This is a genomic window from Sphingomonas endophytica, assembly GCF_014199415.1.
GTDB lineage: Bacteria > Pseudomonadota > Alphaproteobacteria > Sphingomonadales > Sphingomonadaceae > Sphingomonas > Sphingomonas endophytica.
The window spans coordinates 571,998-590,640 of record NZ_JACIJN010000001.1; the positions used below are offsets into that span (position 1 = coordinate 571,998).

At 68.5% G+C, this 18,643-nt stretch carries 14 protein-coding genes; 9 read left to right on the top strand and 5 right to left on the bottom strand.

The genetic code is table 11. The annotated features are described in order from the left end of the window. Positions 1 to 127: 127 nt before the first annotated feature. The gene (locus FHS97_RS02710) at positions 128 to 1,012 is read right to left on the bottom strand and encodes an N-acetylmuramoyl-L-alanine amidase family protein (protein ID WP_376699665.1); all 885 of its coding nucleotides are present in this window, start codon (positions 1,010 to 1,012) and stop codon (positions 128 to 130) included. Between the two features lie 453 nt (positions 1,013 to 1,465). Between FHS97_RS02710 and FHS97_RS02715 the strand changes: the two genes are divergently transcribed. The 3 genes from FHS97_RS02715 to FHS97_RS02725 all read left to right on the top strand — a co-directional run bounded on the left by FHS97_RS02715 (position 1,466) and on the right by FHS97_RS02725 (position 6,593). Next, positions 1,466 to 4,147: an Rne/Rng family ribonuclease gene (locus tag FHS97_RS02715; protein ID WP_184033063.1), complete on the top strand. Its 2,682-nt coding sequence runs from the start codon at positions 1,466 to 1,468 to the stop codon at positions 4,145 to 4,147. A gap of 389 nt (positions 4,148 to 4,536) precedes the next feature. Then, positions 4,537 to 5,886 carry a M48 family metalloprotease gene (locus FHS97_RS02720; RefSeq protein WP_184032967.1) on the top strand — a complete coding sequence of 450 codons (1,350 nt, stop codon included), beginning with the start codon at positions 4,537 to 4,539 and terminating at the stop codon, positions 5,884 to 5,886. Continuing rightward, positions 5,883 to 6,593, top strand: a complete 711-nt coding sequence (locus FHS97_RS02725; protein ID WP_246346375.1) for a DsbA family protein — start codon at positions 5,883 to 5,885, stop codon at positions 6,591 to 6,593. The genes FHS97_RS02720 and FHS97_RS02725 overlap by 4 nt, the downstream gene beginning before the upstream one ends. 142 nt (positions 6,594 to 6,735) lie before the next feature. On the opposite strand, the gene FHS97_RS02730 is transcribed toward FHS97_RS02725, so the two are convergent. Next, positions 6,736 to 7,509, bottom strand: a complete 774-nt coding sequence (locus FHS97_RS02730) for a PEPxxWA-CTERM sorting domain-containing protein (protein WP_246346376.1) — start codon at positions 7,507 to 7,509, stop codon at positions 6,736 to 6,738. 241 nt (positions 7,510 to 7,750) lie between these two features. On the opposite strand from FHS97_RS02730, the gene FHS97_RS02735 reads away from it, so the two are divergent. Both FHS97_RS02735 and FHS97_RS02740 read left to right on the top strand, forming a co-directional pair. Beyond that, a complete protein-coding gene (locus tag FHS97_RS02735; RefSeq protein ID WP_184032969.1) occupies positions 7,751 to 8,680 on the top strand; it encodes an ABC transporter ATP-binding protein in 930 nt (309 codons plus the stop codon). After that, positions 8,677 to 9,438 carry an ABC transporter permease gene (locus FHS97_RS02740; protein ID WP_184032970.1) on the top strand — a complete coding sequence of 254 codons (762 nt, stop codon included), beginning with the start codon at positions 8,677 to 8,679 and terminating at the stop codon, positions 9,436 to 9,438. The genes FHS97_RS02735 and FHS97_RS02740 overlap by 4 nt, the downstream gene beginning before the upstream one ends. 195 nt (positions 9,439 to 9,633) lie before the next feature. Here the strand turns inward: FHS97_RS02740 and FHS97_RS02745 are convergent, their stop codons facing one another. The 3 genes from FHS97_RS02745 to FHS97_RS02755 form a co-directional block, all read right to left on the bottom strand. Next, positions 9,634 to 10,029 (bottom strand): Dabb family protein, encoded by a 396-nt coding sequence (locus tag FHS97_RS02745; RefSeq protein WP_246346377.1) that lies wholly within the window; start codon positions 10,027 to 10,029, stop codon positions 9,634 to 9,636. A gap of 152 nt (positions 10,030 to 10,181) precedes the next feature. Beyond that, positions 10,182 to 10,481 carry a hypothetical protein gene (locus tag FHS97_RS02750; RefSeq protein WP_184032971.1) on the bottom strand — a complete coding sequence of 100 codons (300 nt, stop codon included), beginning with the start codon at positions 10,479 to 10,481 and terminating at the stop codon, positions 10,182 to 10,184. Between the two features lie 11 nt (positions 10,482 to 10,492). Next, a complete protein-coding gene (locus tag FHS97_RS02755) occupies positions 10,493 to 13,345 on the bottom strand; it encodes a M16 family metallopeptidase (protein ID WP_184032973.1) in 2,853 nt (950 codons plus the stop codon). 145 nt (positions 13,346 to 13,490) lie between these two features. Between FHS97_RS02755 and FHS97_RS02760 the strand changes: the two genes are divergently transcribed. The 4 genes from FHS97_RS02760 (at position 13,491) to FHS97_RS02775 (ending at position 18,474) form a co-directional block, all read left to right on the top strand. After that, the gene (locus FHS97_RS02760) at positions 13,491 to 13,952 is read left to right on the top strand and encodes a MarR family winged helix-turn-helix transcriptional regulator (RefSeq protein WP_184032975.1); all 462 of its coding nucleotides are present in this window, start codon (positions 13,491 to 13,493) and stop codon (positions 13,950 to 13,952) included. Then, positions 13,943 to 15,409, top strand: a complete 1,467-nt coding sequence (locus FHS97_RS02765) for an efflux transporter outer membrane subunit (RefSeq protein ID WP_184032977.1) — start codon at positions 13,943 to 13,945, stop codon at positions 15,407 to 15,409. Before FHS97_RS02760 ends, FHS97_RS02765 begins: the two co-directional genes overlap by 10 nt. After that, positions 15,406 to 16,581, top strand: coding sequence for an HlyD/EmrA/EmrK family protein (locus tag FHS97_RS02770; protein ID WP_184032979.1), 1,176 nt, complete (start codon positions 15,406 to 15,408; stop codon positions 16,579 to 16,581). The genes FHS97_RS02765 and FHS97_RS02770 overlap by 4 nt, the downstream gene beginning before the upstream one ends. Positions 16,582 to 16,929: 348 nt before the next feature. Then, complete coding sequence (locus tag FHS97_RS02775) at positions 16,930 to 18,474, top strand: DHA2 family efflux MFS transporter permease subunit (RefSeq protein ID WP_184032981.1); 1,545 nt, start codon at positions 16,930 to 16,932, stop codon at positions 18,472 to 18,474. Positions 18,475 to 18,643 lie beyond the last annotated feature (169 nt).

Genomic DNA, 18,643 nt, shown 5'->3' on the forward strand with positions numbered 1-18,643 from the left:
GCGCACAAACCGTCATCCCCGCGAAGGCGGGGATCCAGAACCTCTGACTTATCGCTTCTATCGACAGACCTGCGCGTCTGGATTCCCTCCTCCGCGAGAATGACGGACAGAGGGCTCCGCACACGCCCTACCGCACCGCCATCCGCCGCGCGAAATACACGTCGACCGCACGCCGCACGCTCTCGGCGATCTTCTCGCGCCCCTCCTTGCTGTCGAGGAACGCCGCGTCCGACGCGGTCGAGATATAGCCGGTCTCGAACAGGATCGACGGCATGTCCGGCGCCTTGAGCACCATCAGCGAGGCGGTGCGGTGGAAATTGCTCTTGATCGGGATCAGCGGTCGCGCCTCGCGCCCCAGCAGCCGCGCAAATCCGGCCGAGGCGTTCATCGTCTCGCGCTGCGTCAGGTCGATAAGAATCGACGAAACGTCGGGGTCGCGATCGAGCGTCACCCCCGCGATCACGTCGGCGCGATTCTCGCGCGCCGCCAGCCGCGCCGCCTCGCGATCCGACGCCACGTCGGACAGGGTATAGGCGGTCGCGCCGGTCGGCGTCCCGGTGCCGACGCTGTCGCAATGGACCGAGATGAACAGGTCGGCCTTCAGCCGCCGCGCGATCCCGAACCGCTCGCGCAGGATGATGAAGCGGTCGTCGTCGCGCGTCAGCGCCACGCGTACCCGCCCGCTGTCGACCAGCGCGTCACGGATCGCGCGCGCGATCTTCAGCGTCACGTCCTTTTCGCGCAGACCGGCGGCCGGGTTGATCGCGCCGGGATCGCCGCCGCCATGCCCGGCGTCGATCACCACCAGCGGGCGTCCCGCCGCGCCGGCGATCCGCGGCAACCGCACCCCGCGCGCCGGCGGCGGCACGCGCACCGTCACCTTGCGCGGAGTCGCCTCGCGATGCGACTTCCATGGCAGGAAGTCGAGCTGCGGCACCGGGTCGCCGCTCGCGGCCGGCGCGGCAAACACCAGCAGCGTCGCCGCGATCATCGCTCCCGTCCTGCCCGTCATCGCCCCTTTCCCGTCTTCGCGCGCCATCGTGATCGTGGCGGTAGCCTGTCAGTGTTCCCGCGTGGTTAACGTGTTTGAATCATAAAAACGACCCGGTTGAAGCGGCGGCGAAGCGATGCTACGTGTCGCGATGACCGGAAATGTTGCGCGAAGGTCGCGCGACGCCGCTTTCGGTGCCACCCCCCGCCCGGCGACGTGCCGGCCCCGGGGTCATCAGGTTGACGTTCGCAATGCCGCATTCCGCCCGATCGCTGTTCCGCCCGGCCCGTGCCGGCGGCGGCACGATCGCGGACGGCCTTACCCGCTCGATGGAGCGGGCGGCAGGGCGAACCGCAGCAGACATCATCATCATCCGCGCCGCCGACCCCATCGGGCGGTCGGCCGCGCCCTATCGTCGCGCCCCCTCCCCTTCGGCGGAGGGCGGCGCGTGGAGAGTTTTCAATGACCACGCGTATGCTGATCGACGCACGCCACCGGGAAGAAACCCGCGTGGCGGTCGTCAAGGGTAACCGGATCGAGGAATTCGATTTCGAGAGTGCCGAGCGCAAGCAGCTCAAGGGTAACATCTATCTCGCCAAGGTGACGCGCGTCGAGCCGTCGCTGCAGGCGGCGTTCGTCGATTACGGCGGCAATCGCCACGGCTTCCTGGCGTTCAGCGAGATCCACCCGGATTATTACCAGATCCCCAAGGAGGATCGCGAGGCGCTGCTGCGCGAGGAGGCCGAGCACGCCGCCGAGGAAGCCGCGCTGCGCGCCGAGCAGGATGCGATCGATGACGGCGACTTCGCCGACGACGTCGAGGGCGACGATCACGACGACGCCGATCATGACCATGACGAGCACGATCATGACGCGGAAGAGGGCGACGCCCCCGCCCCGCGCCGTCGCGGCCGCTCGGGAAGCAACGACGATCAGGTCGAGGCGCTGCGCCAGCGCCGCATGAACCTGCGCCGCCGCTACAAGATCCAGGACGTCATCCACCGCCGCCAGGTGCTGCTGGTGCAGGTCGTCAAGGAAGAGCGCGGCAACAAGGGCGCGGCGCTGACCACGTACCTGTCGCTCGCCGGTCGCTATTGCGTGCTGATGCCCAACACGTCGCACGGCGGCGGGATCAGCCGCAAGATCAGCAACGCCGCCGATCGCAAGCGGCTCAAGACGATCATGGCCGATCTGGCGCTGCCGTCGTCGATGGGCTGCATCGTCCGCACCGCCGGGCTCCAGCGCACCAAGACCGAGATCAAGCGCGACTTCGATTACCTCGCCCGGCTGTGGGACGAGATCCGCGAGAAGACGCTGACGTCGAGCGCGCCTGCGCTGGTCTATGGCGACAGCGACCTGATGAAGCGCGCGATCCGCGACATCTACAACAAGGACATCGACGAGGTCATCGTCGAGGGCGACGACGGTTATCGTCAGGCGCGCGAATTCATGCGCCTGCTGATGCCGACGCACGCCAAGAAGGTGAAGCATTACAGCGATCCGGTGCCGCTCTATCAGCGCGCCGGCGTCGAGGATCAGCTCGCCGCGATGTACCACCCGGTCGTCCAGCTCAAGTCGGGCGGCTATCTGGTCATCAACCCGACCGAGGCCTTGGTGTCGATCGACATCAACTCCGGCCGCTCGACCCGCGAGCACAATATCGAGCAGACCGCCACCGCGACCAATCTCGAAGCCGCGCAGGAGATCGCGCGTCAGCTTCGCCTGCGCGACATGGCCGGGCTGATCGTCATCGACTTCATCGACATGGATAACGGATCGAACGTCCGTAAGGTCGAGAAGGCGATGAAGGAGGCGCTCAAGAACGATCGCGCGCGCATCCAGGTCGGCCGCATCTCGGGCTTCGGCCTGATGGAGATGAGCCGCCAGCGGCTGCGCACCGGCGTGCTCGAAGCCTCCACCCGCCCCTGCCCGCATTGCGAAGGCACCGGCTTCGTCCGCACCGCCTCGTCGTCGGGCCTATCGGCGCTGCGGCTACTCGAGGATGAGGCGGCACGCGGGCGCGGCTCGGTGCTGACGCTGCGCTGCAGCCAGGAAGCGGCCTTCTACGTGCTCAATCGCAAGCGCGCCGACATCGCCGAGATCGAGGATCGCTACGGCGTCACCGTCGAGATCATCCCCGATGGCGAGGAGGAAGGCGCGCGCATGTCGGTCGAGGCGAGCGGTCCGCCGCCCGCGCACCCGCCGAAGTTCGATCGCCCGATCGTCGAGGAAGCCGAGGACGATCTGGTCGAGGACGAGATCGACGAGGAGGAAGAGGCCGAGGACGAGGACACCGTCGAGCAGGTCGCCGCGCCGGAAGGCGAAGGCGGACGCGGCGGGCGTCGTCGCCGTCGTCGCCGCGGGCGTCGCGGTCGCGACCGGGTCGAGGGTGAGGAGCAGGCCGGAGAGGCCGGCGAGGAAGAGGCTGACGAGGCTGAGGCGGTCGACGCCGAGCCGGAAATCGCGGTCGATGCCGACGCCAGCGAGGACGCCGAGCGCGAGGGCGGTCGCCGCCGTCGTCGCGGGCGTCGCGGTCGCCGTCGCGACGGCGAGCGCGGAGGCGAGCGCGGAGGCGAGCGCGGAGGCGAGCCGGCCGCCGAGCCGGTGACGGAGAATGAGGTCGAGGTCGTCGAGGACGCCGCGATCGAGCCCGAGCCGGTCGTCGCCGACGCGGTCGCCGAGGAAGCGCCGGTGGTCGAAGAACCTGCCGCCCCCAAGACGCGCCGCCGTCCGCGCGCGCGGGTCGCCGCCGAGCCGACGCCCGCCCCGGCGCCCAAGCGGGGTCGCAAGGCGGCAGCCGCCCCGGCTGCCGAGCCTGCGCCGGAGCCGGTCGCCGCGGTGGAGCCGGTCGCCGAGGAAGCGCCCGCCAAGCCGAAGCGCACGCGTCGCAAGAAGGTCGCCGAGCCGGTGGTCGAGGCGGGCGACGTCGGTCCGGTCAACGACGGGCTCCCCGCGCCCGAGCCGGTCGCCGAGGAAGCCCCCGCCAAGCCGAAGCGCACCCGCCGCAAGAAGGTCGCCGAGGAGGCCGCGCCCGAGCCGGTCGCCGCGGAGGAGCCGACGGCGGACGAAGCACCCGCGACCGACGACCCGGCCGCCGATGCCGAACAGACCGCCGCGCCGCGCCGCGGCTGGTGGCAGCGCACGTTCGGCGCGTGACGCGATCGGCCGGGCTTCAGCGGCGGTTCAGTCGAACCGCCGCACAGCCCGGCCGATGACATGCATTCGCCTGCACCTCCATCGTCATTGCGAGCGTAGCGAAGCAATCCAGGGCGTCCTGATCCGTCCCTTGATTGCGTCGCTATGCTCGCGATGACGGAGGGACGCTCCCGGCCGATGTCCTCGCGCGCCAGGGCTCGCCGCATGCGTCGCCCTATTCCCGCCTCGACGACCGTCGCTCTGGAAGCGCCCCACTCCTCTCCGTCCGTGCCGGGCTTGTCAAAGCACGTATCCCCGAACGCACCCCACCCGGTCGACAGCCCTGCCGCGCTCCCCACCGTCGTTGCGAGGGGTTCCGGCCCCGGTCGTCATGCCCTAAGACCCACCCCATGCGCCGCCTGATCGCCGCCGTCGCCACCACCGTCCTGCTCCTCGCGCAGCCCGCGCAGGCGCAGTCGCTGCTGCGCGATGCCGAGACCGAGTCCTTGCTCAAGGACATGTCCGCGCCGCTCGTCACCGCCGCCGGGCTTCGTCCCGCCGACGTGTCGTTCGCGCTGGTCAACGACGATTCGATCAACGCCTTCGTCGCGGGCGGGCAGACCGTCTACATCCACACCGGGCTGCTCCAGCAGGCCGACAGCGCCAATCAGGTGCAGGGCGTGATCGCGCACGAACTCGGCCATATCGCCGACGGCCATGTCATCACCGGCGCGCAGGCGCAGAAGCCGGCGATGGGCGTGTATCTGCTCTCGATGGTGCTCGGGCTTGCGGCGATGGCGGCGGGCGGCGGCGAGGCCGGCGCGGGCATCCTCGCCGCCGGGCAGCAGGTGGCGATGGGCAAGTATCTCGCCTTCAGCCGCGTCCAGGAATCGACCGCCGATGCCTCGGCGGTGCGCTATCTCGACACCGCCGGGATCACCGGCAAGGGGATGCTGGAGTTCTTCAAGAAGCTGCAACAGCAGGAATATCGCTACGGCACGAAGAACATCGATCCGTTCATGCAGTCGCACCCGCTGTCCGGCACGCGCGTCCAGACGCTGACCGCCGACCTGCAAGCGTCGAAAGCATGGAGCAAGCCGGCCAACAGCGCGCTACAGGAGCGCTTCCTACGCGTCCGCGCCAAGCTCGACGGTTATTTGATGCCGCCCCCGCAGGCACTCCAGAAATATCCCGACAGCGACCAGACCATCTACGCGCATTACGCGCGCGCCTATGCCTATCACCGCGCCGGCTATCCCGAAAAGGCCGATGCCGAGGCCGAGGCGCTGGTCGCGAGCGAGCCCAACGATCCCTATTTTCAGGAGATCATGGGGCAGATCCTGCTCGAAGCCGGCAAGCCGAAGCTCGCGCTCGCCCCGCTCAAGCGCGCGACCGAAGGATCGCGTAGCAACCCCTTGATCGCCACCACTTACGGCCATGCGCTGATCGCGACCGAGGACCCGACGCATTACGACGAGGCGAAGCGCGTGTTGCGCACCGCCGTGGCGCGCGACGACGAAAATCCGTTCGCTTGGTTCCAGCTCGGCACCGTCTACGAACTGACCGGCGACGAAGCGCGCGCCGCGCTCGCCAGCGCCGAGCGCGCCAGCATGATGGGCGACGATCGCACCGCCGCCGACCGCGCCCGCTATGCGATGGCGGGCATCCCCAAGAACACCCCCGACTGGATCCGTGCGCAGGACATTGCGATGACCGCGCAGAATGCCGTCGACAAGAACGGAAAGAAGCGTCGGCGTTGAACAGGTTGATGGTGTTGGGGCTGGTGGCGATCGGACTGTTGTTCGGCGCCGGCGGCATGTGGCTCGCGGACCGCGCGGCGCCGGTCGGCGCGGCGGACGAGGCGCGCATCGGTCGCGTCGTGCGCGAATATGTCCTCGCGCATCCCGAATTGATCCCGGAGGCGATCGAACGCCTGCAACAGCGCGACGCGACCCGCGCGATCGCTGCTAATCGGGGCGCAATCGAGACGCCTTATGGCGACGCGTGGATCGGCAACCCGAATGCCGACGTCACGTTGGTTGAATATTACGACTATAATTGCGGCTTCTGTCGCGCCAGCCTGCCGGTGATCGAGAAATTGGTCGCGACCGACAAGAACCTGCGCGTCGTCTTCAAGGAATTGCCGGTGCTCGCCGAGAGCAGCCGCACCGCCGCGCGGGCCTCGCTCGCCGCCGCGGCGCAGGGCAAGTTCAAGCCGTTCCACGACGCGCTCTATGCCGCCGGTCAGGTCAGCGACGCGACGATCGCGCAGGCCGCGCGCGCCAGCGGGGTCGATCTGGCCAAGCTACCCGCCGACGTCGACGACACGCTGCGCGCCAATCTCGAACTCGCGCAGAAGCTCGGGATCAACGGCACGCCGGCGTGGGTGGTCGGCGATCAGCTGCTCAGCGGCGCGCTCCCGCTCGATCGCTTGCAGGAGGCGGTGGCGAGGGCACGCGCGTCCTAAAGGCTGATCCAGCAAAGCTGGGTCAGCAGCGGCACCGGCCGCTCCCACGTAAGTGGGTTACACTCCAGGTCCGGCCCGCCTCGCATGGCGATGCCGTCCCCGGCAGGTCACTCGCCCGCACGGGGCGAGTGACCGCCGCAGATCAGCCCAGCGCCACGCGCGCCCGGGTCCGACGGCGACAGGCCGCACCGACCACGCCGAAGCCGAGCATCATCATCATCCACGTCCCCGGTTCCGGCACGGCGCCGGTCGCCTTGAGATCGAAGTTGTAGGTCGTGCTGCCGGCGCGCGTCGTCAGCGTCACATTGTCGGCAAAGGCGTGATAGCCTTTCCCCAGCCCGCTGCCGACCCCCACCGACATGCCCAGCACCCGCGCGCCGGTCAGCTGCGACGCCCAGGTCGCGACCGTCTTGCCGTCATTCTCGTTGCCGCCGGTGATGTAGAATTTGTCGTCGGCGGTCGTGCTGTACCAGGTGTCGCGCGACGTGTTGCCATAGGTGCCGTTATACGCACCTTCCCAGATCAGCTCCTTGCGCGTGCTGCCGTCGAGGATCAGCAACCGCAGCGCCGGCGTGTAATCGGCATTGTACGGGTTGGTCGAATCCGCCGCGATCCGCCAGTCGAACGTCAATGAGCTGACGTCAGCCAGCGCACCGAGGTCGGTACGACCGAAAGTGTACTGGATGCCGAGCTGGGTGCGCGTGCGGTCACCGCGCATTTCCAGCGAGCCGTTCCCGTTGTACGCGACAGTACCCGTCACCGCGGCGCTGCTGCCGGCATTGTTTTCGCCGGGATAGGTCCCCCACGACGTCTTGGTCGGCGCGCCGGCGACATTCGACACGATGACGGTGGCGGCCGAAGCCGGCGTCGCCGCGACGACCAAAGCCGCCGCGCTCAGGCTGTAAAGCGCTTTCATATTTCCTCCCCATTCCGACAATTCAGTCGGTACAATGGGTTAGACGCAGGTCGCGGCGGGACGCCAAGCGTGATCGTTGCCAGCGCGCCCCAGAATGGTACAGATGGCCGACCGTGGTTAACTTCAAACGATTTCAGGGTTCGTCGTCGCGACAGGTCCTTGAACGTGGCGCGTTCAATCGCTTGTTGCGGAACGATCATCCTTCGCCAGCGTAACGGATCTTCTTTGTTCAGGGGGCGGAATGCCGGAGCCGATTCTTACTGTTTCGGGCGTATCGAAGACCTATCGCAACGGTCCGACCGCGCTCGGCACGGTCGACCTGACCGTCAATCGCGGCGAGATCTTCGCGCTGCTCGGCCCGAATGGCGCGGGCAAGACGACGCTCATCAGCATCATCTGCGGGATCGTCACCGCCAGCGCTGGCACCGTCACCGTTGCCGGGCATGACGTGACCCGCGACTACAAGGCCGCGCGCCGCGCGATCGGGCTGGTGCCGCAGGAGCTGGCGACTGACCAGTTCGAGAGCGTGCTCGCCACCGTCACCTTCTCGCGCCGCTTGTTCGGCCGCTCGGGTCATTCCGCCTATATCGAGCAGGTGCTCCGCGACCTGTCGCTGTGGGAAAAGCGCCACGCCAAGATCAAGGATCTGTCGGGCGGGATGAAGCGCCGCGTGCTGATCGCCAAGGCGCTGGCGCACGAGCCGCAGATCCTGTTCCTCGACGAACCGACCGCCGGGGTCGACGTCGCGTTGCGCCGCGACATGTGGAAGCTGGTCCACCGGCTGCGCGAGCAGGGCGCGACGATCATCCTCACCACCCATTATATCGAGGAGGCCGAGGAGATGGCCGACCGCGTCGGCGTCATCACCGGCGGCAAGCTGCTGCTGGTCGAGGAGAAGAATGCGTTGATGGCCAAGCTCGGCAAGCGGCAGATGGACCTGACCCTGGTCGAGCCGCTCGCGGCGATCCCCGCCGGGCTGGGGGACTGGTCGCTGTCGCTGGAGGATGAAGGACACACGTTGCGCTACGTCTTCGATGCCAAGGCCGAGGATACCGGGATCCCGCGGCTGCTCGAACGGCTCGCGCAGGAGCAGATCGCCTTTCGCGATCTCGAGACCCGCAAGTCGAGCCTCGAAGACATCTTCGTCGATCTGGTGGGAGCGCGCGCATGAACCTGCATGGGATCTGGGCGATCTATCGCTTCGAGATGGCACGCTTCGGGCGGACGATCTGGACCAGCCTCGCGACGCCGGTCATCACCACCACGCTCTATTTCATCGTGTTCGGCGCAGCGATCGGCTCGCAGATGCGCGGCGTCGACGGCGTCAGCTATGGCGCGTTCATCGTGCCCGGCCTGATGCTGCTGACGATCTTCTCGGAGAGCATCTTCAACGCCAGCCTCGGCATCTACATGCCGAAGTTCACCGGCACGATCTACGAACTGCTGTCCGCGCCGCTGTCGCCGGTCGAGACGGTGCTCGGCTATGTCGGGGCGGCGGCGACCAAGTCGATGGTGATCGCGATGGTGATCTTCGCCACCGCGCATCTGTTCGTCGACCTGCACGTCGCGCATCCCATGCTGATGCTGCTCTACCTGCTGCTGGTCACGGCGAGTTTCGCGCTGTTCGGCTTCTGCCTCGGCATCTGGGCGAACGGCTTCGAGCAGTTGCAGGTGATCCCGCTGCTCGTCGTCACCCCGCTGACTTTCCTCGGCGGCGCCTTCTACTCGCTCGACGTGCTGCCCGAGCCGTGGCGGACGGTGACCTTGTTCAACCCGGTAGCCTATCTCATCAACGGCTTCCGCTGGACGTTCTTCGGGCAGAGCGACGTGTCGTTCGCGACGTGCGTCGCGGTGACACTGGGCTTCGCCGCATTGTGCCTCGCGGCGGTGGTGACGATCTTCCGCACCGGCTGGCGGCTGAAGAGCTGACCGCTCCCGCCCCGGACGTGATCCGCGGCGTCGCTTTCTATGACTGAAGCAACTAGCGGCGCCCCGGATCAAGTCCGGGGCGACGGGTAGGGCTAATTTCGTCCCAGACGCGGCAGTTGCTGGCCACTGACACGGCAGAGGCCGCGAGATTTACCAAGTCGCTCCCTTTCGACCTGCCGGGGAAAGCCCGCCTCGTCAGTCGACGCGCAGCGTGTCGTACACCGTCACCTTGCGCCACAGCGGCTCGCAATCGGCGACGAACTGGCGGTGGATCGGATGGTCCTGATACGCCTTCTGGTCGGCGACCGTGTCGAAGAACATCAACTCCGACACCTGATAGCTGCCGTCCACGACATCGCGCGCCTCGGTATCCGCCGGCACGCCGATGTGCAGCGCGCGGATCACCGGGATCGCCGCCAGCGTGCGCAGCCCGGCGATCAGGCGGTCGCGATCGGCGGTCGACGTGGGGTTCTTCAGCCAGAAGAACACATGATGCACCACCTTGGCGGGCACCACCGCGGCGGCGGCCTGCGCCTCGCCGCCGGTCACCGCACTCGCGATCCCTGCCCCGCCGATTGCCATCATCGCCATCATCTCCCTGCGTCCTGCATCCACGACCTGTCTCCCTGACTCGCGGCCGGATGTGCCTTGCGCGGCAAGGACTTGCCAGCCCCAAATAGTCGTACGGCGCGGCGGGATCGCTCCCGCCGCGCCGTCCGTCAGCGCCATCCGGAGGCCCGCGCTCAGGCGGTGCGCGTGCCGGACAACGGGAAGCTGCCGAACGCGCCGGCCCCGACGCTGCCGGTGATCGCATCGCCGTCGACGGTCGCGGTGATGTCGAGCGTCATCGGCATCGGCACCGTCATCTGCTGCTTCCACGCCAGCGTATTGCCCTCGACGGTGCCGTTGACGTCCGACGCGCCCATCGCGCCCGACGCCTGCCCGGTGAACGCATCGCCCGATTGCGTGACGGTCAGCGTCAGCTTCTGATCGCCGAGCGGCGACTTGACCGTGCAATCATAGGTACCATCCACTCCGGCCATCTTTTCACTCCTTACTTGGCGGCGGTGGCCGGAGGCGTTCCGGCGACCGCGGCAGCCGGGATGACCTCGACCGGGAGGCCCAGCGAGTCAAGCTGCGGCTTCACCTTCGCCGCCTCGCCGACCACCACCCACACGAACTTGGCCGGATCGATCGCCGCCCTGGTGGCCGCGGTCACCTGCGGCAGCGTCAGCGCGCGATATTTCTGTGTGATCGTCGCATAATAATCGTCGGGGCGCTTGTAGAGGTCGTTGGCCTGCATCGCCGACAGCACGTCTTCCGAGGTCTCGAAATTGCCCGACAGCGAGCGCGTACCGGCGTTGATCGCGCGCGCGAACTCCTCCTGCGTCATCGGCTTGCTGGTCAGATATTGCGTGACGTCGCTGCGCAGCGCCGCGACCGCCGGGCCGGTCTGGTCGGCCTGCACCGGCGCATACAGCACATAGGGTGCGGCCTCGGCGTTGCGGCTGAAGCTGCCGCGCACGCCATAGGACCAATGCTTGTCCTCGCGCAGATCCATGTTGAGCCGGCCGAGGAAACTGCCGCCCAGCGCATCATTGCCGACCTGCAGCGGGAGCAGATCGTCGGTGCCCTTCAGCCCGGTCTGCACGCCCGCGGCGATCATCGACTGCGGGCTGGCGGGGCGATCGACCAGCACGATCCGCGGCGACACCGACGACGATGCCGGCGGGAACGACTTGGCGCCGGCGACACCGGCCGGCTTCCAGTCGCCGAACCGCGCTTCCATCACCTGCCGGATCTCGGCGAGCGGACGGTCGGAGACGACGAAGATCTTCGCCTTGTCGGGGCGCAGCCATGCCTGCTGGAACGCGATCAGTTCGGCGCGCGACAACCCCTGCACCGCCGCCGCGTCGCCCGACCCCTGCGCCTTGGCATAGGGCGAGCCCGGCGACACCAGCTTCGGCAGCACGCGTTGCACCAGCCCCTGCGGGCTCGTCAGCTCCTGCGCGATCTCGGCGAGCTGCTGCGACTTGACGCGGCCGAGCTCGCTCTCCGGGAACGCCGGCGTCCGGGCGATATCGGCCCACAGGTCCGCCCCGGCCGCGAGGTTGGCGCTCGGCACGCGCAGCGACAGCGTCGTGCGATCCGCACTGCTCCCGCTCGAGATCGACGCGCCCAGCCGTTCGCGCGCCTCGGCGATCTGGATCGAGTTGAGCCGCTTCGTACCCTCGTCCATCATCGCGAGCGTCAGTTGCTGCGTGCCCAGCTTGTCGGCGACATCGGCGGCGACGCCGGCATCGAAGCTCAGCACCGCCTGCGTGATCGGCACCACCGCGCGATTGGCATAGACCAGCTCGATCCCGTTCGACAGCCGGGTGCGCTCCACCGTCGGGAACGACAGGCCGGCGACCTCGCCGACCGCCGGGATCGGGCCGCGCGTGCCCTTCGGCGCCTGCTCGGGCGCCTCGACCACCTTGGCGGGCGGCACCGCCTTCGATTCGGCGTAGGCGTCGCGATCGCCGTTGACGATGTCGAGCTGATAGGACGGGCGGGTCAGCCACTTGGCTGCCGCCGCCTTGACGGTCGCCGGGGTCTGCGCGGCCAGTGCGGCGAGCTGTTTCTTGTAGAAGCCGGGATCGTTGGAATAAAGCGCCCCCTCGGCGAGCGCGACCGCCTTGCCGCCGAACCCGCCGACCGCTTCCAGCCCGTCGATGCGGCCGGAGACGGTGCTGGTGACGTAGCGGTTCACCTCGTCGGCGGTCGGACCGTTCCTGACGAAATCGGCTACGAGCTGGTCGATGCGCGCCGAGACGGTCGCGGGGTCGACGCCGGGGCGGACCAGCGTGGTGATCTGGAACGTGCCGACCTGCGCGAACGACTCATACTCGGCCTGCGCCTGCACCGCCAGCTTCTCGCCCTTGACCAGCACGTTGCTCAGCCGCGAGCTGGCCAGCCCGCCGAGCACGCCCGCCGCGACCTCCAGCGACGCCGAATCCTTGTCGTTGAGGCCGGGCACCGCCCATTCCTTCATGATGAGGGTCGCGGCGACGCGGTCCTTCATCACCTCCTTGGCCGGTCCGGGCAGCGACGCGGGGATCGGTGCGGGCGGCGCGACGCTCTTCGGCCCGGCGGCGATCGCGCCAAAATACTTTTCGACCAACGGGCGGGCGGTGGCGACATCGACGTCGCCGGCCAGCACCAGCACCGCATTGTTCGGGCCGTAATGGCTTTTGAACCAGTTCTTGACGTCGCCGAGGCTCGCCTGATCGAGATCGACCATCGAGCCGATCGTGGTGTGACCATAAGGGTGCGTCGCCGGGAACAGTCCCTCCGTCGCCTTGTAGCGAAGCAGGCCATACGGCTGGTTGTCGCCCTGCCGCTTTTCGTTCTGGACCACGCCGCGCTGCTCGTCGAGCACGCTCTGCGTGATCGCGCCGGTCAGATAGCCCATGCGGTCCGACTCGAGGAACAGCGCGCGTTCCAGCGCCGCGGTCGGCACCGTCTCGAAGTAATTGGTACGGTCGTAATAGGTCGTGCCGTTGAAGTCGGTCGCGCCGACCTGTTGCAGCGGCTCGAAGAAGTCGCCCGGCGCGTTCTCGCTGCCGTTGAACATCAGATGCTCGAACAGGTGCGCGAAGCCGGTCTTGCCCTGCGGTTCGTGCTTCGACCCGACGTCGTACCAGACGCTGACCGCCACGATCGGCGCCTTGCGATCGGTGTGGACGATCACGCGCAGCCCGTTCTTGAGCGTGAACTGCTGGTAGGGAATGTCGACCGCCTTCACGAGTTGCGACACCGGCGCGGGCGCGGCCGCCGGCGCGGAAATGGAAGTGTTCTGGGCCAGCACAGGGGTCGTCAAAGCCGCCAGCGCCGTGCCGGCTGCCAGGAATGCGCGATTAGCCAACGGTGATGCTCCCCCGAAGAAAATGACGTGTCGCGTGAAACCATAGCGGCCGGCGCTTGCGCCGCAAGCGCGGTCGCTGACCCAAACAGCAATGTTACGAAACAAAGTCGTTGACTGCCGTGGCAATGGTTGCCATGGCAACCTTATGAGCTTCTACGATCCCGAAACCTACACGCCGGATCGGTCGATCGGTTACCTCATCAAGAGCTGCAACCAGACGATGATGGTGCTGCTCGACCGCCTTCTGGCGGACGAGGAACTGAACACGTCGCAATGGTCGGCGATGATGACGATCCATCATGGCGAGGCGCCGACCTGCGCGGCGCTGGCGCGCGGCATGGCGCACGACAAGGGCGCGATGACGCGGCTGATCGACACGCTGGAGGAGAAGGGGCTGGTCGAGCGGACCCGCTCCGCCGACGACCGGCGCGTGGTGCATCTGTCGCTGACCCCCGCCGGTCGCGCCGTGACCTTCCGCTGCCGCGACATGGTGATCGAACATTGGAACCGCTGCTTCACCGGCTGGACCGACGCCGAGATCGAGACGCTGATCGCGCAGATGCAGAAGCTGCGCCGCACGCTGGAGGACATCGCGCAATGCCCCTGACCCCGCCCGTCCATCGCGCCGCGCCACCGCCACGCGCCTTGTGCAGCCTCGCGCGCGCGCGCGCCGGGCTGGCCGCGGCGGTGGCGCTGCTGTTCGCCGGTTGCGCCGCCCCCGCCTCGCATACGTCGGTCGAAGCCAAGACCCCGACCGCGCTGGCGCTCGCCGGGCCGTCGGTGCAGCTCGCCCCCGACTGGTGGCACGCGATCGGCGACCCGCAACTCGACCGGCTGGTCGCCGACGCGCTCGCCGGCAATCCCTCGCTCGACGTCGCCGCGGCGCGCGTCCGTCAGGCGCAGGCGGCGCTCGAACGGCAGGATGCCGAGCGCCGTCCTTCGATCGATGCCGATGCGCAGGTGCAGGGGACGCGGCTGTCGGGCAATTACACGATCCCGCCGCCCTATGCCGGCACCGTCCGCGCGCTCGGCACCGCACAGGCCGGGCTGTCGTGGAACCTCGACCTGTTCGGCCGACAGAAGGCGGCGATCGAGGTCGCCGCGGCGCAGACGCGCGCCGCCGGCTATGACGTCGCCGCCGCGCGGCTGATGCTCGCCGGCGCGGTGGTGCAGAATTATGTCGAGGTCGCGCGCGCCGAGCGCCGCGCCGCGATCGCCGCGCGCACGATCAAGGCGCGCGAGGGCTCGCTGTCGCTGGTGCAGGCGCGCGAGCGCAGCCAGCTCGCCAGCCGCATCGACGTCACCGCCGCCGGCACGCTGCTCGCACAGGCACGGCTCGCGCTGGTGCAGGCACAGGCCGCGCGCGTGCTCGCCACCAACGCGCTGGCAGCGCTCGCCGGGCGCGGCAGCGACTATGCCGCGACGATCGGCGCGACGCAGCTCGCCACCGACACCGCCTTGCCGGTGCCGACCGCGATCCCCGCCGACCTGCTCGCGCGCCGCGCGGACATCGCCGCGGCACAGGCTCGGATCGCCGCCGCCGGGGCCGAGCGGCAGGTCGCGCGCCGCGCCTTCTATCCCAACATCAACCTGTCCGCGCTGGTCGGGCTACAGGCGATCGGCTTCGGCAATTTCGTCGATCTCGACTCCGGCACCGCCGGTGGCGGCGCGGCCTTCCACCTGCCGTTGTTCGATAGCGGGCGACGCCGCGCCGATCTGGCCGGCGCCACCGCCGCGCTCGACGTCGCGACCGCGCAATACAATGACGCGGTCGTCACCGCCGCGCGACAGGTCGCCGACGCGATCGCGCAGGTCCGCGCCACCGACACCGCGCGCCTCAGCCAGAGTCAGGTGACCGCCGGCTTCGCGGAAACCAACCGCCTCAACACGATCCGTGTCGCCAGCGGGCTCAACAGCCGGCTCGATCTGGTCGACAACGACGTCCGCCTGCTCGACGCCGAGCTGGCCGACGCCAGCCTCTCCATCGACGCGCTCGCCGCGCGCGCGCAACTCGCCACCGCGCTCGGCGGCGGCTTCGACCCCGTTCAGGACGCTGCCCGATGACCGACACCGCTGCCCCCGCTCCGACGCCCGCTCCTGCCCCCGCGCCGCGCGGCAAGCCCGCCGCGCGTCGTCGTGCGCTCACCATCCTCGCGATCCTCGTCGCCATCGCGGCAATCATCTGGGCGGTGATGCACTTCTTCTTCAGCCCGCCCGAGCAGGAAACCGATGACGCCTATGTCGCGGGCGACGTGGTCGCGATCACCGCGCGCGATCCGGGCACCGTCACCGCGCTGCGCGCCGACAATACGCAGGCGGTAAAGGCGGGGCAGCCGCTGATCGACCTCGATCCGACCACCGCCGACGTCAATGTCGCCGCCGCCGCCGCCGAGCTGGCGCGCGCGGTGCGCAGCACCCGCGCCGACTTCACGCGCGTCGGGCAGAGCGATGCCGGCATCGTCCAGGCGCAGGCCGAACTGTCGCGCACGCAGGCCGATTATGCACGCCGCCGCTCGGCCGCCGCGCAGGGTGCGGTGTCGGGCGAGGAACTGTCGCATGCCGCCGATGCGGTGAAGGTCGCGCAGGCCAATCTCCGTCTCGCGCAGGAACAGCGGCGGCAGGCGCAGGCCACTGTGCAGGGCACCGACGTGAACACCAACCCCGCGGTGCTGAGCGCGATCGCCGCCTATCGCCGCGCCGCGATCACGCGCAGCCACATGCACATGACCGCGCCGATCGCGGGCGTGGTCGCGCAGCGCACCGTACAGGTCGGGCAGCAGGTCAATGCGGGTACGCCGCTGATGGCGATCGTCCCGCTCGACCGCGTGTGGGTCGACGCCAATTTCCGCGAGACGCAGCTCAAGGATGTCCGCATCGGGCAGCCGGTCGAGCTGACCTCCGACATGTACGGCGGCGACGTGAAGTTCCACGGCCGCGTGGTCGGGCTGTCGGCCGGCAGCGGCAACGCCTTCGCGCTGCTCCCGCCGCAGAATGCCAGCGGCAACTGGATCAAGATCGTCCAGCGTCTCCCCGTCCGCATCGCGCTCGACCCGCGCGAGTTGCGCGCGCATCCGCTGCGCGTCGGACTGTCGGTGAAGGCGACGATCGACACCGCCGACACGCGCGGGGCGCAACTCGCGCAGGCCGCGACGACGCCCTATCAGGGCGACACCACCACCGGCACCGACCCGCAGGTCGAGACGGCGATCCGCCGCATCGTGGCGGCAAACCGGTAATGACCCGCCTGCCCCTTCGTCATCCCCCCGCCTGTCTTCGTCATTCCCGTCAAGGTGGGAATCCAGACGCGCGAAGGGCTCGGCAGGAAGCGCAACGTCAGAGGTTCTGGATCCCCGTCTCCGCGGGGATGACGGTAACGGCTGGCGGGAACGTGGGAGCATCATAAATGGCCAGCCCACCCCCACCCGGCCCGCCGCCGCTTACCCCCGCCTCCCTCCGTCATCCCCGCGAAGGTGGGGATCCAGACGCGTGGAGCCCGGCGAAAGAGGCGCAGCGTCAGAGGTTCTGGATACCCGCTTCCGCGGGAATGACGATGGTGAGTGGCGCGAACGAGCGGAGCAGCACCCATGGCTAGCGCACCCCCATCCGGCCCGCCGCCGCTCACCGGCGCGCGGCTCGGCGTCACCGCGCTGGCGCTCGCGCTCGGCACCTTCATGATGGTGCTCGATTCGACGATCGCCAACGTCTCGCTCCCGACGATCGCGGGCAACCTCGGCGTCTCCAGCGACAATTCGACCTGGGTCGTCACCGCCTTCGCGGTCGCCAACGGCGTAGCGGTGCCGCTCACCGGCTGGCTGATGCGGCGCTTCGGCGTGGTGCGCGTCTTCTGCACCTCGGTCGGGCTGTTCACGATCGCGTCGTTCCTGTGCGGGATCGCGTGGGACCTGCCGTCGCTGATCCTGTTCCGCGTCATGCAGGGCGCGGTGTCGGGACCGATGATGCCGGGCAGCCAGGCGCTGCTGATCGCGATCTTCCCGTCCGACAAACGCTCGACCGCGCTCGGCATCTGGTCGATGACGACCTTGGTCGCGCCGATCATGGGGCCGATCCTCGGCGGCTACATCTCCGACAATTACCACTGGTCGTGGATCTTCCTGATCAACGTCCCCTTCGGGATCATTACCGCGTTCATCTGCTGGACGCGGTTGCGCGACCGCGAGACGCCGACCGCGCAATTGCCGATCGACACCGTCGGTCTCGGGCTGCTGGTGCTATGGGTCGGGTCGTTGCAGGTGATGCTCGATCTCGGCAAGAACGCCGACTGGTTCAACGATCCGCTGATCGTCGTGCTGTCGATCGTCGCGATCATCGGCTTCGTCGCCTGGGTGATCTGGGAGCTGACCGACGCCAATCCGACCGTCGACCTGACCTTGTTCGCGCGCCGCAACTTCTGGATCGGCAATCTCGCCTTTTCGCTGGGCTATGCGGTGTTCTTCGCCAACATCCTGATCCTGCCGCTGTGGCTCCAGACGCAGATGGGCTATACCGCGACATGGGCCGGGCTGGTCGCCGCACCTAGCGGGCTGGTCGCGGTGATCCTGACGCCGCTGATCGCGCGGCTGTCGGGCAAGATCGACGCGCGCATCCTCGCCACCGTCGCCTTCGCCGGCTTCGCGATCAGTTACTGGATGCGCTCGGGCTTCACGACGCAGGCGACCTTCTTCGACCTGATGCTGCCGCTCCTGGTGCAGGGCGTGTCGATGGCGACCTTCTTCCTCGCGATGCTGACGATCCTGCTCGACGGCATCCCGCCCGAGAAGATCCCGTCGGCGACCGGCATCTCCAACTTCGGCCGGATCGTCGCGGGCGGGTTCGCGGCGTCGCTGATCTCGACCGCATGGGATCGCCGCGAAGCGCTCCACCAGTCGCGGCTGGCGGAGGCGATCGGCAACGGCATGGGCTGGCAGATGGCGGCGGAGAATCTGACGAAGCTGGGCATGACCACGCAACAGGCCGCCGCCGCGGTGACGCGCCAGATGGTCGGGCAGGCGTATCTGCTGTCCTCGACCGACCTGTTCCGGCTGTCGGCGTGGCTGGCGGCGGTGCTGATCGTGCCGATCTGGCTGTGTCGTCGTCCCAAGCCGCAGCACGGGCCGGTCGCGGCGGATTGAGGCGCGCATCTATCGTCGCCCCGGACTTGATCCGGGGCCCCGCTTCTTCCTGACTGGCGGAGAAGAAGCGGGACCCCCCTGAGTTCACAAACGAAGTGCAACACCTGAGACAGGTGCTGCCATGTCGAGATATCGTCAGCTTACGCTCGAGGAGCGGTGTTCGATTGCC

Coding starts and splice junctions, on each gene's coding strand:
- FHS97_RS02710 (WP_376699665.1), bottom strand. CDS start 1,012: ATGACGGGCAGGACGGGAGCGATGATCGCGGCGACGCTGCTGGTGTTT.
- FHS97_RS02715 (WP_184033063.1), top strand. CDS start 1,466: ATGCTGATCGACGCACGCCACCGGGAAGAAACCCGCGTGGCGGTCGTC.
- FHS97_RS02720 (WP_184032967.1), top strand. CDS start 4,537: ATGCGCCGCCTGATCGCCGCCGTCGCCACCACCGTCCTGCTCCTCGCG.
- FHS97_RS02730 (WP_246346376.1), bottom strand. CDS start 7,509: ATGAAAGCGCTTTACAGCCTGAGCGCGGCGGCTTTGGTCGTCGCGGCG.
- FHS97_RS02735 (WP_184032969.1), top strand. CDS start 7,751: ATGCCGGAGCCGATTCTTACTGTTTCGGGCGTATCGAAGACCTATCGC.
- FHS97_RS02740 (WP_184032970.1), top strand. CDS start 8,677: ATGAACCTGCATGGGATCTGGGCGATCTATCGCTTCGAGATGGCACGC.
- FHS97_RS02745 (WP_246346377.1), bottom strand. CDS start 10,029: ATGGCGATGATGGCAATCGGCGGGGCAGGGATCGCGAGTGCGGTGACC.
- FHS97_RS02750 (WP_184032971.1), bottom strand. CDS start 10,481: ATGGCCGGAGTGGATGGTACCTATGATTGCACGGTCAAGTCGCCGCTC.
- FHS97_RS02760 (WP_184032975.1), top strand. CDS start 13,491: ATGAGCTTCTACGATCCCGAAACCTACACGCCGGATCGGTCGATCGGT.
- FHS97_RS02765 (WP_184032977.1), top strand. CDS start 13,943: ATGCCCCTGACCCCGCCCGTCCATCGCGCCGCGCCACCGCCACGCGCC.
- FHS97_RS02770 (WP_184032979.1), top strand. CDS start 15,406: ATGACCGACACCGCTGCCCCCGCTCCGACGCCCGCTCCTGCCCCCGCG.
- FHS97_RS02775 (WP_184032981.1), top strand. CDS start 16,930: ATGGCTAGCGCACCCCCATCCGGCCCGCCGCCGCTCACCGGCGCGCGG.